This window comes from Staphylococcus sp. HMSC068G11, from assembly GCF_001815825.1.
GTDB classification, from domain to species: domain Bacteria; phylum Bacillota; class Bacilli; order Staphylococcales; family Staphylococcaceae; genus Staphylococcus; species Staphylococcus epidermidis.
On the sequence record NZ_KV822090.1, the window covers coordinates 85570 to 101124 of the forward strand.

The 15555-nt window shown below is 32.4% G+C and carries 14 protein-coding genes and 1 pseudogene; 11 read left to right on the forward strand and 4 right to left on the reverse strand.

Annotated features, from left to right (window positions below):
* Positions 1–465: 465 nt before the first annotated feature.
* The 3 genes from HMPREF3058_RS06655 (at position 466) to HMPREF3058_RS06665 (ending at position 2896) form a co-directional block, all read left to right on the forward strand.
* On the forward strand, positions 466–942 hold the full coding sequence (locus HMPREF3058_RS06655) for a GNAT family N-acetyltransferase (protein WP_001832180.1): 477 nt from the start codon (positions 466–468) through the stop codon (positions 940–942).
* Positions 943–1034: 92 nt separating this feature from the next.
* Positions 1035–2333: an HD domain-containing protein gene (locus HMPREF3058_RS06660; RefSeq protein WP_002491437.1), complete on the forward strand. Its 1299-nt coding sequence runs from the start codon at positions 1035–1037 to the stop codon at positions 2331–2333.
* A 56-nt stretch (positions 2334–2389) separates the two neighbouring features.
* Positions 2390–2896, forward strand: coding sequence for a YwhD family protein (locus HMPREF3058_RS06665; RefSeq protein WP_002474377.1), 507 nt, complete (start codon positions 2390–2392; stop codon positions 2894–2896).
* Positions 2897–2981: 85 nt separating this feature from the next.
* Here the strand turns inward: HMPREF3058_RS06665 and larC are convergent, their stop codons facing one another.
* Genes larC through larA form a run of 4 tightly spaced genes read right to left on the reverse strand, consistent with a single transcriptional unit; the run spans position 2982 to position 7072 of the window.
* Positions 2982–4169: a nickel pincer cofactor biosynthesis protein LarC gene (larC, locus tag HMPREF3058_RS06670; RefSeq protein ID WP_002491429.1), complete on the reverse strand. Its 1188-nt coding sequence runs from the start codon at positions 4167–4169 to the stop codon at positions 2982–2984.
* Entirely contained in the window at positions 4166–4942 is a 777-nt protein-coding gene (larB, locus tag HMPREF3058_RS06675) for a nickel pincer cofactor biosynthesis protein LarB (protein WP_002475589.1), read from the reverse strand. Before larB ends, larC begins: the two co-directional genes overlap by 4 nt.
* A 14-nt stretch (positions 4943–4956) precedes the next feature.
* Positions 4957–5784, reverse strand: a complete 828-nt coding sequence (gene larE / locus HMPREF3058_RS06680; protein ID WP_001832048.1) for an ATP-dependent sacrificial sulfur transferase LarE — start codon at positions 5782–5784, stop codon at positions 4957–4959.
* Between the two features lie 19 nt (positions 5785–5803).
* On the reverse strand, positions 5804–7072 hold the full coding sequence (gene larA, locus HMPREF3058_RS06685) for a nickel-dependent lactate racemase (RefSeq protein WP_002499572.1): 1269 nt from the start codon (positions 7070–7072) through the stop codon (positions 5804–5806).
* 288 nt (positions 7073–7360) lie between these two features.
* On the opposite strand from larA, the gene adhP reads away from it, so the two are divergent.
* From adhP to HMPREF3058_RS06725, 8 genes and pseudogenes are all read left to right on the forward strand, one after another.
* Positions 7361–8383: an alcohol dehydrogenase AdhP gene (gene adhP / locus HMPREF3058_RS06690; RefSeq protein WP_002491435.1), complete on the forward strand. Its 1023-nt coding sequence runs from the start codon at positions 7361–7363 to the stop codon at positions 8381–8383.
* A gap of 82 nt (positions 8384–8465) precedes the next feature.
* On the forward strand, positions 8466–8858 hold the full coding sequence (locus HMPREF3058_RS06695) for a hypothetical protein (RefSeq protein WP_002491436.1): 393 nt from the start codon (positions 8466–8468) through the stop codon (positions 8856–8858).
* Positions 8859–9307: 449 nt separating this feature from the next.
* A complete protein-coding gene (locus tag HMPREF3058_RS06700; RefSeq protein WP_002445806.1) occupies positions 9308–9763 on the forward strand; it encodes a YwiB family protein in 456 nt (151 codons plus the stop codon).
* Positions 9760–11421 (forward strand): arginine--tRNA ligase, encoded by a 1662-nt coding sequence (argS, locus tag HMPREF3058_RS06705; protein ID WP_002487632.1) that lies wholly within the window; start codon positions 9760–9762, stop codon positions 11419–11421. The genes HMPREF3058_RS06700 and argS overlap by 4 nt, the downstream gene beginning before the upstream one ends.
* A 254-nt stretch (positions 11422–11675) precedes the next feature.
* Positions 11676–12310, forward strand: a pseudogene (locus HMPREF3058_RS06710) (endonuclease III domain-containing protein).
* 54 nt (positions 12311–12364) lie between these two features.
* On the forward strand, positions 12365–13117 hold the full coding sequence (locus tag HMPREF3058_RS06715) for a MerR family transcriptional regulator (protein WP_002496397.1): 753 nt from the start codon (positions 12365–12367) through the stop codon (positions 13115–13117).
* A gap of 278 nt (positions 13118–13395) precedes the next feature.
* Positions 13396–14283 (forward strand): ABC transporter substrate-binding protein, encoded by an 888-nt coding sequence (locus HMPREF3058_RS06720; protein ID WP_002487615.1) that lies wholly within the window; start codon positions 13396–13398, stop codon positions 14281–14283.
* A gap of 276 nt (positions 14284–14559) precedes the next feature.
* Positions 14560–15504, forward strand: coding sequence for a FecCD family ABC transporter permease (locus tag HMPREF3058_RS06725; RefSeq protein ID WP_002469602.1), 945 nt, complete (start codon positions 14560–14562; stop codon positions 15502–15504).
* Positions 15505–15555 lie beyond the last annotated feature (51 nt).

The window sequence follows — 15555 nt, forward strand, 5'->3', positions numbered from 1 at the left end:
GTTAACTTATTTTTATGTCTTGAATTTGAACTCATTTAGATTAGAATTCTAAGATTAACTTTTTAATATTAATGAAATTATTTATAAGTAGGAAGATAGACGACATTGATAACATTATTTTGGGTAGAAATCGTTCAAAAGCTAACGTAGTGCAACTCATAAAATAAGCATTTAATCATGTAAAAGAATGGAATGGGGAAATAACCAAATCATGATTTGAAGAAGATTAATATGAAATTATAGTATTGAGTGATTATTTAATGATTGCTTTTAAAATTTAAATATTTAGAAATATGTGTATAAAAAATATTGTGTCAAATAATCATATTTAAAAAGTTGTAGTTATTAATAGTTCTAAAATAAATTTTTGTGAAGCTTTTTGAATGTCTAGATTGAATTAAGGTATCATACATGTGGTATAATGCCTATATTAATAGTCAAGTAAATAGTTAGGGGAGAAGTCACATGTATAGTGTCAGACAAGCAACTGAAAAAGATGCTGTAGCGATAAGAGATGTTGCGACAAAAGCTTGGTATAACACATATTTAAATATTTATGCTGCTTCAACAGTTAATGAACTGTTGGCCGCTTCATATAATGAAACGCATTTAAAAAAGAGACTAAATGAGCAATTATTTTTAGTGGCAGAAGAAGATAGTGAGATTGTTGGTTTTGCAAATTTCATTTATGGTGAAGAGCTTTATTTATCTGCACACTATGTTAGACCTGAATCTCAGCATAAAGGTTATGGAACTCGTTTGCTAGAAGCGGGGTTAAAAAGGTTTAAAGACCAGTATGAAACAGTTTATCTAGAAGTTGATAACAATAATAGCAATGGCATCGAATATTATCAAAATCATGGATTCGAGATTATTCGCTCATATCAACCTGAAATGTATGGTGAAATCATGGATTTAGCTTTAATGAAGAAATCATTTTAACAATCACATAAATAATTAAGATTGTTTCGTCTAGAGATATGAGAAATAAAAAATAAATGTTTTTTTGGAATATATAGGATAGGAGGGAAAGTATGACGCTATCATCATATGCAACGAGTAAATTAACAGAAGAAAAGGTATTTAAAGATCCAATTCACCGATTTATCCACGTACAGGATCAATTGATTTGGGATTTAATTAAAACAAAAGAATTCCAACGCTTGAGACGTATTAAACAACTAGGTACTTTGTATTTATCTTTTCATACAGCCGAACATAGTCGTTTTGGGCACTCTTTGGGTGTTTATGAAATTGTGCGTCGAATGATTGATGAGACATTTATAGGACAAGACGCGTGGGATAATACAGATCGGCCACTAGCGTTGTGTGCTGCGTTGTTACATGATTTAGGTCATGGTCCTTTCTCTCATAGTTTTGAAAAAATATTTAATACAGACCATGAAGCATTTACACAAGCTATTATTACAGGAAATACTGAGGTTAATGGTGTACTAAGTCGAGTCTCTGATAGCTTTCCTAAACAAGTAGCTGATGTAATTAATAAAACGCACGATAATAAGCTTGTTATTTCTATGATTTCCTCACAAATTGATGCTGATCGAATGGACTATTTACAAAGAGATGCATATTTTACAGGGGTAACGTATGGCTCATTTGATATGGAGCGTATTTTAAGGTTGATGAGACCATCTAAAGAAGAAGTGTTAATTAAAGATAGTGGTATGCATGCTGTCGAAAATTTCATTATGAGTCGTTATCAAATGTATTGGCAAATATATTTTCATCCAGTAAGCCGTGGTGGGGAAGTTTTATTAAACAATTGTTTAAAACGAGCTAAGCAGCTTTATAATGAAGGATATGAATTTAAAATGTATCCAAAAGACTTCATACCATTCTTTGAAGAAACAATGACGATTGAACAATATGTGGAACTTGATGAAGCAGTTGTATTGTATTACTTGAAGAAATGGATTCATGAAAATGATCCAATATTAAGTGATTTATCAAGACGATTTATCAATAGAGATTTATTTAAATATATTCCTTTCGACGGTTCAATTATTACCATTTCGGAATTGCAAGAATTATTTGAAGCGGGTGGTATTAATCCTGATTATTACTTTGTAAGTGAAGCATTTTCAGATTTACCTTATGATTATGATCGCCCGGGATCAAATCGCAAACCGATTCATTTATTAAAAAGTAATGGTGGAATTACAGAAATAAGTAATCAATCATTGGTAATCAATAGTATTACAGGGATTAATAGAGAAGACCATAAATTATATTATCCTAAAGAAATGATTTTAAAAATTAAAGATTATCAAGTTAAAGGTTCTATTATTAACTTGCTTAATGAATTAAACTAACTGTTAAGAATAAGATATATCGTTATTATTTAATGAATTATTAGGAGGTATCTCGTTTGTCTGAGAAAAAAGGCTTCAATTTCAATATTATAAAAAATGATCCACTAGATGGTCATAAAGGAACCAATATTGGTTCAATTAGTTTAGATAATATTGCCCCGGTTTTTATAGATGTTGAAAATCAGAAGGCATTTGTTGATATTGGTGGTATGCATGCACGTGCTGAAGTTGAAAAGGGTGTCAAGTGGATTACTGACAAATCGCAAGTTGAAGGTGAGGAGGCTAAAGCATATTGGCTATGTTGGGTGACGACCGAACGTAGTGAACAAGGACCATATTATGCGGGTGTGACTGCATGCTATTTATTAGTTAACAAAAGTATTAGACGTGGTTATAAGAGCATGCCAGAACATGTTAATATGATGGATAAGTCCATGAAACATCAATTTATCATCGACCAAATCGGTGATGATAACAAACAAATTTTAAAAGAATTTCTACAGAATCATAACGTTGAAATGTGGAATAATTCTAGTGAAGAACTATATCGAGCATTTGAATAGAATAAAAGGATAGATGACAGTTTTATGTAGAATGACTGTCCCTATCCTTTTTTGATGTGCAAAATTTAAATGAATAAGACTTAATTTATTGAAGTGTGTCTCCTATACGATATGTTTGATAGAGTTGTTGTAATACCTCGTTATGAATTACTTGAAACGGTTGGTTTGTAGTTTTAGCCATTTTCTTCAAATCTTCATACTCGGGTTTCATTTTCATAATTTTTCCATTTTGTAGACCAAATTTAATGGAAACAGAGCCGTGTTGTGTAGAAAGAATTTTGAACGCGCGATTCAAGGTCTTTCTATTAACAGAAGTACTTCTGACGCCTAAAGAACTTGTTTCTTGTAAGATAAGTTGTTCGAAATATATCTTATCATGTAATCTACATATTAACGTTAACTGCGTGCTTGGGCGACTTTTTTTCATAAATATAGGCGTATAGTAAGCATCTAAAGCACCTTTTTCTAACGCATTATTCATAAAATCACCTAATGCTTCAGGTGTCATATCATCTATTTGACACTCTATTACTTGAACGCTATCTTGTTGCTCGAATTCAGAGTCAAATTGAATAACCCTTAATATATTAGGGAAATTAAAATCCTTACTGCCAGCACCATAGCCTATATGTTGTATTGTTGCTGAAGGAAATGGCCCAAACGATGAAACGAGTCCCTTAGCAAATGCAGCACCAGTAGGGGTTGTGAGTTCACTTTGAACATCAAAATGTGCGATTGGGATACCTTTAAGAATTTCAGCAGTAGCAGGTGCAGGGATTGGATAAATGCCATGAGCAATATGGATTTTACCATGACCTGTTGGAATAGCTGAACAGTATAATGTGTTAATCCCTAGTTGTTCTAGTGCAATACAACCACCAATAATATCGATAATAGAGTCCATTGCCCCTACTTCATGAAAGTGAACTTCTTCAAACGACATGCCATGAATTTTAGCTTCTGCTTGGCCAATGATTTCAAAAATTTTCTTACTGCGATATTTAACCCTTTCCGGAAGAGTGCTGTCATCTATCATTTTAAATATATCATTAACGTGACGATGATGATTTGATTCTTTAACATCAATGTTTAATGTCATTGCATGAATACCTTGTTTTACTCTTTTTTGAAAATGTAGCTTAAATTGATCTAAAGGTAACTTTTTTAGTTCTGATTCAATGTCTTCAGGGTGTGCGCCTAAATCAACTAAAGCAGAAAGTAGCATATCTCCGGCAATACCTGCGTGGCAATCTAAATACAATGCTTTTGTCATAAAGATACCTCACTCTCTTTATTTTCTAGCATATGGATAATCTGTGCAGCGTTGTAACCGCCACCAAATCCATTATTGATATTTAATACGCTGGTTCCGGGTGCGCAACTATTTATCATTGATAATAGGGTGGTAACCCCATTCAAGTTTGCTCCATAACCTATACTCGTTGGTACTGCATATACAGGGTGGTTGACTAATCCTCCAACAACACTTGCTAAAGCGCCTTCCATTCCAGCTATAACGATTGAAACTTTACCTTTGCGTATATCATGAATGTTGGATAATAAGCGATGAATTCCTGAAACCCCGACATCATAAAATCGTTTTACACTTACTCCCATGATTTCAGCGGTTAACGCAGCTTCTTCTGCAATAGGTAAATCAGAAGTTCCAGCACAAAGTACAGAAACATAATATTTAGATTGTGGTATATCATTCAGTGGCGTGCTAATTAACTGTGCAGTTTGATGATATTCTAACTTTGGATAATGTTGTAAAATATATTTTGCTTTCATTTCATCAACACGTGTCACTAGAATAACTTCATTATGAAATATCAAACTAGAGATAATTTTAGTAATTTGTTCTTTTGTTTTTCCTTGCCCAAAGATAACTTCGGGAAACCCTTGACGCTGTGCTCTATGTAAGTCAATTTTAGCAAAGCCCAATTCGTCATAATGACTGAGTTGGGCTTTAGCATCATTAATAGATAGTTGATTTGATTTTACAGCTTTGAGCACCTCTTCTATAGAATTATAACTATGGCTCATAGGTACTCACATCCTTATTTAAAACTTGTAGATTTGGTATCAATGATTTCATTCATACTACCTGTACGATAGCCTTCTAAATCCATTGTTACATAGTCAAATCCTAATTCTTTCAAATGTAATATGATACTGTCTTTCAATTTAAGAAGATTAGTTAATTGATCTTCTGTTACTTCAATGCGTGCTATGTTGTGATGATAGCGTACTCGTACGTGGTTGATACCTAAGCTTAAAATGAATTTTTCTGCTTCGTTGACCTTGTTAACTTTTGTGAAACTTAATTCCTCACCATAAGGTATTCTTGATGCTAGACTACATAAGGCTGGTTTATTCCATACAGGCAAGTCATGTTGATGACTTAATTCTCTAACTTCAGATTTATATAGTTTTGCTTCTTGTAAAACGCTACGCACACCAAAGTCGTCTCTTGCTTTTAATCCGGGACGAAAATCATCTAAGTCATCCATAATCATACCGTCTAGCACATAATTAAATCCTAGTTTATTCTTAATATTCTCAAGTTGACTATACATCAAGCGCTTGCTATAGTACCAACTTTCAGGCGTGTTTTTAACGATATTCGCATCTTGAAGTTCAGACATTTCAGTTTCTAATACTTCAACACCTAGACTTTGTCCAAGTTTAAGCGCTAGTTCAAACTCTTCATTTCTAAATAATTCTGATTTTACTACAACAGGTTTAACATAGTTAACACCTAAAACATCAATCGCTTTTTTCAGTAACAAGCTACTATCTACTCCACCTGAGAAGGCAATGACTACACTCTGCATGTCTTTCAATAGTGCGTCTAATTTCATTTCTTTAGTATTTAATTCAGTCATAGTTTCCATCCTCCATTTATTATTCTTTGTCTTCTACGTACGGTATCGTTAAAGGACCTTGTGGCATAACACCAATGGTTAATTTACGACCATATCGATGTTCTAATTCTTGTATTGTATGTTCAATGTTAGAGGTTGGGATTAACATCGAGTCTTTAAGTTGTTGGTCAGTAAGTTCTGAATAAACATGCACATTGGCAAAAGTTTGAATACTTGCTTGTTTTTGTACTTGCCATTGGTCAACTTCCTTAAAGTTTGGATCGTGAATAAGTTCTAAAATACCTTGAGGTGTGTCTGCCATTTTGAAAATTTCGGCAAATTTACCATGATCAGGAAAGCCATCTGCACATTCAGATACCATAATAATATGACCGTCTTTTTTTACAACTTTACTCGCTGCACTCATCCCTTTTACTGTTTGATATAAATTTTGATCTAAAGGATAGCCAGAATTTGATGCGATAACAATATCAAAGTGTTGATCACATTTAAACATTGCATGTTCTTTTACATATGCGCATCCTTCTTTGTGTGTATCAAAGATTTCACCAGCAAATGCTGCAGTAATTTCTTTACTTTTATTCAATGCAACGTTAAGTAAAAAGTCAGGTTTACACATACGGTTAACTTCCCGTGCCATGTCTTGAACAGGATTATCTTCTAAATTTCCCCACGTTGATCTCGAATCGCCAATCATCTTTGCATTATGAAAAGTTTGAATTGTTTCTAAACCTGCAATTCCAGGCATTATCCCTTTAGGTCCCCCTGAAAATCCGGCAAAAAAGTGAGGTTCAATAAAACCTGTTACAATTTTAAAATCGGATTCTACATATGCTTTGTTTAAATATACATCACATCCATATTGACTGTGTCCCACTTTAGCTAGACTTTCTTTTTCTGAGCAATGATTGTGAACGATTTTTACTGAATTTACAATATCTTCACCTAACATTTGAATCAATTCATCTCGCGTTTGATCTCGATGAGTCCCTGTACCATTAATAATTACGAAATTCTCACGAGGAACATGATTTAATTCCTCAATTAGTAAAGGTACAAGAATATGGTTAGGCGTTGGACGTGTTATATCACTAATAACAATAGAAACAATATCATTACTGTTTACCATTTCTTTTAAAGGTTTAGAATTTGTGGGGTTTCTTAATACATTTTTAATTGCTGATTCATAGTCTTGAATAGCATTGATGTTTTGAGGCTCTATGATTGTGCTATCATCAGGCACATTGATTTCAATTTCAGATTTTCCATATAAAACTTGCGACTTCACTTTCATCCCCTCCGATTAAGATTTTTAAAATACACATCTTCATCCCCAGAATTATAAGGTGTGATTAAGAGCGATGACTTTTCACTAACATGATATATATAGTTAAAAAATTAAAATATATGAATAAAGCATAAAATATGCTATAAAAGTGACGATATTATGTCGCTCTATATACAATTTACAAAAAATTCAGTATAAATGAAAGGACTTTTGGAAAACGATTTCAAAAGAGTGTAAAATAAGGGTGGAAGTAATAGAATTACACTTTAATACTAGGGAGGGCTTTTTATGAAAGCAGCTGTAGTAACCAAAGATCACAGAGTAAGTATTGAAGAAAAACGTTTAAGAGAATTAAAACCTGGAGAAGCATTAGTAAAGACTGAATATTGTGGTGTATGTCACACTGATTTACATGTTAAAAATGCAGATTTCGGTGACGTAACAGGTGTAACGCTGGGACATGAGGGAATTGGACGTGTCATTGAAGTTGCTGATAACGTAGATTCATTAAAGGTAGGGGATCGTGTATCTATAGCATGGATGTATGCAGCATGCGGTAATTGTGAGTATTGCACAACTGGTAGAGAAACATTATGCAGGGATGTTCTCAATGCCGGATATACTGTTGACGGGGCAATGGCTGAAGAAGTCATTGTTGATGCGAATTATGCAGTTAAAGTTCCAGAAAATCTTGATCCAGTGGCTGCTTCATCTATTACCTGTGCAGGTGTGACAACATATAAAGCAGTAAAAGTGAGTGGCATCGAACCAGGACAATGGTTAGGCGTATTTGGTGTGGGTGGATTAGGTAATTTAGCATTGCAATACGCCAAAAACGTAATGGGAGCGAAAGTTGTTGCATTCGACATTAATGATGATAAATTAAATTTTGCTAAAGAGCTTGGTGCTGATGCAATCATAAATTCAACTAATGTTGATCCTATTGAGGAAGTTAATCGTCTAACGAATAATAAAGGATTAGATGCAACGGTGATTACTGCTGTAGCTAAAACACCTTTTAATCAAGCAGTGGATGTTGTTAAGGCGGGTGCACGTGTGGTAGCAGTAGGACTTCCAGTAGACAAAATGGATTTAGATATTCCGCGTTTAGTGCTTGATGGAATTGAAGTCGTTGGTTCATTAGTTGGTACCAGACAAGATTTAAGAGAAGCATTTCAATTTGCTGCCGAAAATAAAGTTATTCCTAAAGTCCAATTAAGACAATTATCTGAAATTAACGATATTTTTGATGAAATGGAAAAGGGAACAATCACAGGTCGAATGGTCATTGATATGAGAAGCTCGCACTAAAAGTGAACATAAAAAATAATATAATATTAGGAAATTATATTATCTTTTAATTTGTGAATGTAAAAAAGGGAAGGGACTAATTATGCAATTTAAATTAAAAGAAGATAAAATTTTAGAGTTTTTAGATTTAAATTTCCCACAACAAACATTTGAAAAGGGGCGTCTCCTAATTGGGCAAAATAAGAGACAACCATTACACGTTTATTATTTTGGAGAAAAATTCTTGGCTCTTTTAAATGTAAATTTTAACACTTTTGAATATATTAAAGTAGATGAAGTCGATTATAATGATATAAGAAAAATCACTTTAAAAGACGGACTACTTTTTAAAAAAATGTTTATTGAGACAGAGGATTTTATGTTTAACTATAGTACATCTAAAGCTCTTTTAAGTGATTTTCAAAATAATAATTTTAATCACTTTATTCAAAATAAAAAAGAGCGTGTAATATTTGAAGATGGACATTTCATCTAAAATATATGAATGAAAACTAACTCGAACCTTAAATATTTTATAGAAATACAATTTGATAATGCTATAATATATTATAGATTTAAAAATATTTTGAGGAATATGAGGTTAAAAGATGAAAAAGACAATGTTCATCATTGCAGCAATGATATTCGGCATCGTATATTTCGATAAATATAGATTTTTATTAAAAAAATATGAAACTGACATTATTGATGTTGAATAATAGCAAATCTGATTGAAGTGATAGGTGATATTTATATTGAATGTGTGAGTTCTCTATGGCAACAATATCTAGAATAGGAAAGTGCACTTTCACATCAGTTATGAATTGTGAATATGTAAAAAGAATCTGGGACAAAATTGATGTTTCAGGTTCTTTTCATATTGTGTAAATTTTTGACATGAACACATGTCTTGAGTACTACAAGCAATAGCAGTTTTATGCTATAATGACATTTATTATTGTAAGGGTTAAGGTGAGTAGTAAATTGAATAAAAATATTAACATTCAAACCCATCAAGTTTTGAAACAGAATGGTGAAAAGCAGAGATTTGAGTTTACTACAAAAGGTTTTTGGCAACAAAAATTTGCAGATTTTATACGTTACGAAGAACAAATTGAAGATGCTAAAGTCAATGTTACGATTAAAATTGAAGATACCGGTGTAAAGTTAATTCGTAAAGGTGACATTAATATGAACTTACATTTCGTCGAAGGACATGAGACGACAACACTCTATGATGTACCTGCCGGAAAAATACCTTTAACTGTTAAAACATTAAGTCTTAAGCATTTCGTCACTCATAATGGCGGTAAGCTAAAAATACATTATGAGTTATATCAAGATGAACAAAAAATGGGTTCTTATCAATATGAAATAAATTATAAGGAGATAAGTGAATGAGTATAATCGATCAGGTTAAACAAACGCTAATAGAAGAAATAGAAGTTAGTATTAGAAAAGCTAACCTCGCAGAAGATATTCCAGAAATCAAAATTGAAATACCTAAAGATCCTAAAAATGGAGATTATTCTTCTAATATTGCTATGGTTTTAACAAAGATTGCTAAGCGTAATCCGCGTGAAATTGCGCAAGCTATTGTCGATCATTTAGATACAAGCAAAGCACACGTTAAACAAGTTGATATTGCTGGGCCAGGTTTCATCAACTTTTATCTGGATAATCAATATTTAACAGACATTATTCCAGAAGCTATCACAAAAGGTGATCGATTTGGATATGCAACACAATCTAAGAATACTAACATTTTATTAGAATATGTATCAGCTAATCCAACTGGAGACTTACATATTGGTCATGCTAGAAATGCAGCTGTAGGCGATTCTTTAGCTAATATTCTCATTGCGGCTGGTTACAACGTTACACGTGAATATTATATTAATGACGCAGGTAATCAAATCACTAATTTAGCACGATCAATTGAAGCACGATACTTTGAAGCTTTAGGTGATACGAGTTATGAGATGCCGGCGGATGGTTATAATGGTAAAGACATTATTGAAATCGGGAAAGACCTCGCTGTTAAACATCCAGAAATAAAAGACTACACTGATGAAGAACGCTTAAAAACATTTAGACAACTTGGTGTCGATTATGAAATGGAAAAATTGAAAAAGGATTTATCTGACTTTAACGTGCACTTTGATAATTGGTTTAGTGAAACATCTTTATATGAAAATGGCGCGATTGAAAATACATTATCTAAAATGAAAGAACTAGGCTATACGTATGAAGCAGATGGTGCAACTTGGTTACGTACAAGTGACTTCAAAGACGATAAAGATCGTGTATTAATAAAAAAAGACGGTAATTATACTTATTTCACACCAGATACGGCTTATCACTATAACAAGATTAATAGAGGAAATGATATTTTAATTGATTTAATGGGTGCAGATCACCACGGTTATATTAATCGTCTCAAAGCTAGCTTAGAAACATTTGGTGTAGACAGCGATCGTCTTGAAATTCAAATTATGCAAATGGTTCGCCTTATGCAAAATGGAGAAGAAGTGAAGATGAGTAAGCGTACAGGCAATGCGATTACTTTACGTGAAATTATGGATGAAGTCGGTATCGATGCTGCACGTTATTTCTTAACAATGCGTAGTCCTGATTCTCATTTTGACTTTGATTTAGAGTTAGCTAAAGAGCAATCTCAGGACAATCCAATTTATTACGCACAATATGCACATGCACGAATTTGCTCTATTTTAAAGCAAGCTAAAGAACAAGGTATTGAAGTGTCTACTGATGCAGACTTTTCTAAAATAAATAATGATAAAGCAATCGACTTATTAAAAAAAGTAGCAGAATTTGAATCAACGATAGAGAGTGCAGCCGAACATCGCGCACCTCATCGTCTAACTAATTATATTCAAGATCTAGCTGCAGCATTCCATAAATTTTACAATGCTGAAAAAGTGCTTACAGATGATACAGAAAAAACTAAAGCATATGTAGCTATGATTGAAGCGGTGCGTATTACCTTGCACAATGCATTAGCATTAGTAGGTGTCACAGCACCAGAATCTATGTAAAACTTCATAAAATAGATACACGAGAGCCTGACATATTTATATGTACAGGCTCTTACATTATTTAGTCCTTATTACATATGCATACCCAAAAGAAAAAATAAGCATAGCAAACCGAGATTGGGGTACAGCATAAAGTTTGTTATAAAAGGAATATCAACAATTAGGTAGGACAACACCTCAGACTTCTTGGGAAAATTGGATAATGTAGCATGCGAGATAAAATAATCATTCGAAGTTTTGCGGGGGAAGAAATCATGTTATCAATAGAGAAATTATATCAAATTCTATATCAAAATATGGGCCCTCAATATTGGTGGCCAGCAGACACACCAATAGAAATGATGCTTGGGGCAATTCTAGTCCAAAATACTAATTGGAATAATGCAGATATAGCGTTATCAAGATTAAAGGAAGAAACTTCTTTTAATGCACAGACAATATTGAAAATGCCTTTAGAATCGTTGCAGCAAGTGATACGTTCGAGTGGTTTCTATAAAAATAAAGCTAAGGCTATACAAGCATTGTTACTATGGTTAAATGAACATCACTTTGATTATAGTAGTATAGCTAAGTTATACAGTGATAACTTAAGAAAAGAGTTACTCACCATCCGTGGCATAGGTGAAGAGACCGCTGACGTCTTAATAGTATATATTTTTAAAGGTAAAGAATTTATACCTGATAGTTATACTAGACGTATTTTTAGAAAATTGGGATATCAACATACAGAAAGTTATCATCAATTGAAGCAGGAATTAACACTTCCTGAATCATTTTCAAATCAAGATGCAAATGAGTTTCACGCTTTATTAGATAATTTTGGAAAAATTATTTTAATGGTAAAGGGAAACAACGCTATACCTTTTTAGATACCTATTTTAAAAAATAAGTATTGACCTTAACGTAACGTCATACCTCATACTTTAATTCAGGAGGTGAAATGATGAAAGAACGCTTCAGTCCCAAAATGCTTTCTGACATTACCGGAGTTAGTATACGTACGCTTCATTATTATCATGAAAAGGGGTTACTCGTACCACAACAAATGAGTGCTAATGGGTACCGATATTATAATGTTCAAGATATTTCAAAGTTACAATATATTCTCTTTTTAAAGGAATTAGATTTAACACTAAAACAAATACAGATATATTTTGAAGGTGATAGTGATTTTAGAACTAAAATATTACATGATAATTTTTATCACATTGTTAAAAAAAGAGATCGCTTAAATGATATTATCTGTACGTTAGAACATCATTTTCACCAAGATAATGAAGAGATTGAGGTAACTACAATGCAAAATTTCAATTTAAATGAACAGTATGAAAAAGAAGCAGCAAGTAAGTATGGAGATACCCATTATTATCAAGCATATAAAGATAAACAAAAAAGTAAGGATGAATCAGAACAGCAAAATCATTTTGAAGAAATTAATAAGCAATTAAATATGTTTTTTGACGATATGAATCAGCTATATTTAAACAAAGTTTCTATACTTGAAGCAAGTGGAAAAATTAAGAAATTACAATGTATTTTGAAAGAACAAGTTCCTAATTGTGACAATCAATTTTTAGAATATATAGCTCAGATTTATATTGAAGACGAGCGATTTGTAAAGTTTATTAACAAGCAACGTGAACGTGGTTTGAATTTATACATTTCTGATGCGATAAAAACGTTTATTAAATTATAAAATATTATGTGTCTGGGACATCGTTGATTGTCTCAGACATTTTTAGCATTTTACCGATTGATACTTACATTGTAAAACTGATACCAATACAGAGAAATTCAACGAGAAATTCTACAGACAAAGCAAGTTGGGGTTAAATATATTAATTGATTTAATTCAAAGTTGTCTTTTTCTCATATTTTGTGAAAATCAAATAAAATTGTATCTACAAATATTGGTATATTTTGATATGATGAATAGGAACATTAAAAATAATTTGTGAAAGGGTGATGCTCCAAATGAAAAGTAAACTATGGATAGTTATATGCGCATTGATTGTAGTACTGGCTGCATGTAGTCAAGATGCCAACCACTCATCTAATAATAAAGACACTGAAAAAAGCGATAAAAAATATCATAGAATTGTTTCGCTCATTCCTAGTAACACAGAAATTTTATATCGCTTAGGAATCGGAGAAGATATAGTAGGTGTATCCACTGTGGATGATTATCCTAAAGATGTAAAAAAAGGTAAAAAACAATTCGATGCGATGAATTTAAATAAAGAAGAATTAATAAAAGCTAAACCGGATTTGATTTTAGCGCATGAGTCACAGAAAAATTCTGCAGGTAAAGTGCTAAAGTCACTTAAAGATAAGGGAGTAAAAGTCGTTTATGTGAAAGATGCACAATCGATTGATGAAACTTATGATACCTTTAAATCAATTGGAAAATTAACGGATCGTGAAAAACAAGCTAAAGAACTTGTTGATGAAACAAAACATAATGTAGATAAAATCATTAACTCCGTTCCTAAACATCATAAGAAACAAGAAGTGTTTATGGAAGTATCATCTAAACCAGACATTTACACTGCCGGAAAAGATACATTCTTTAACGATATGTTAGAGAAACTAGATGCTAAAAATAGTTTTGATGATGTTAAAGGTTGGAAATCAGTAAGTAAAGAAAGCATTATTAAACGTAATCCTGATATTCTGATTTCCACAGAAGGTAAATCAAAATCAGACTACATAGAAATGATAAAAAAACGTGGTGGTTTTGATAAAATTAATGCTGTAAAAAATACACGTATTGAAACAGTAGATGGGGATGAAGTTTCTCGACCAGGTCCTCGTATTGATGAAGGGCTAAAGGATTTAAGAGACGAAATATATAAAAAATAATTATTTGAATACGATGTATTGTATTTTGCTTAGATAATTATTTTTCTTAATAAGCTGACAAAGATGTATTTCAAACGCCTGGGACAGTAGTTATTGTCTCAGGTATTTTTAATATTTATGATAAACAGGGATTGAATTAAACTGATGCAAATGCCCTTTGATTCAACCTCATTACTCGATGACTAAATCGTCCAACGAATGGAAGACAGTCGTTTTACACTTTTTAAGTATTGTTTTGTTAATATAGTGATTAAGAAAGTATTGAAAGAGAGAGTTATGAATAAATATAGAAGTGTTATTATATGGTTATTTATTTTAATATTAAGCATGAGCTTAAGTTTATGCTGGGATGTAGGAAAACTTGATGATGTTTTTAATCAAACCATATTATTCCAGGTTCGTTTACCTAGATTGCTTGAAGCCATGCTCACTGGTGCAGTACTTACATTAGCTGGCCAAGTGTATCAAATCGTGTTAAATAATCCACTTGCAGATAGTTTTACATTGGGATTAGCTAGTGGTGCATCATTAGGATCTGGAATTGCTTTATTTTTGGGACTTAGTTTTTTATGGTTCCCTATATTCTCCATTATTTTTAGTTTAATCACACTGTTACTTGTTTTAAGTGTTTCAGCGATGCTAGCCAAAGGATATCCTGTTCAAATGCTTATATTAACGGGATTACTACTTGGTGCACTATTGAATGCATTATTGTATTTGCTTGTTTTGATTAATCCTAAGAAGATGAATCCAATTGCTAGTTATCTGTTCGGTGGGTTTTCATCAGCTGAATATCAGGACGTTATGATTATTAGCATGATAGCATCTGTCGCAATCATAGTATTATTTTTAATGCAAAAAGGAATTAAATTATTGCAAGTTGGTGAATTGAAAAGTCAGTCTTTAGGATTAAATGTACAACAAGTAACGTATATTGTTCTTATAGTAGCTTCCATCATGACAGCAGTTGTGGTCGCATACGTTGGAGTTATTGGTTTTATAGGAATGATTATTCCACAACTGATTAGAAAATTTTATTGGCGTTATCAAATAGGATTACAAATGTTATTGAATATAATCATAGGTGCTGTAGTCATGATAATGGCAGATTTTATAGGAAGTACAATGATACAACCTATTCAAATTCCTGTAGGCATCGTGATGGCATTGCTCGGCGTACCAGTCCTATTTTATATTTTAGTTAAACAGACTAACATATGACGTTCACACTACTCTTTTGCTACAATAGTATTATTAAAAAGTTAAGAGGTC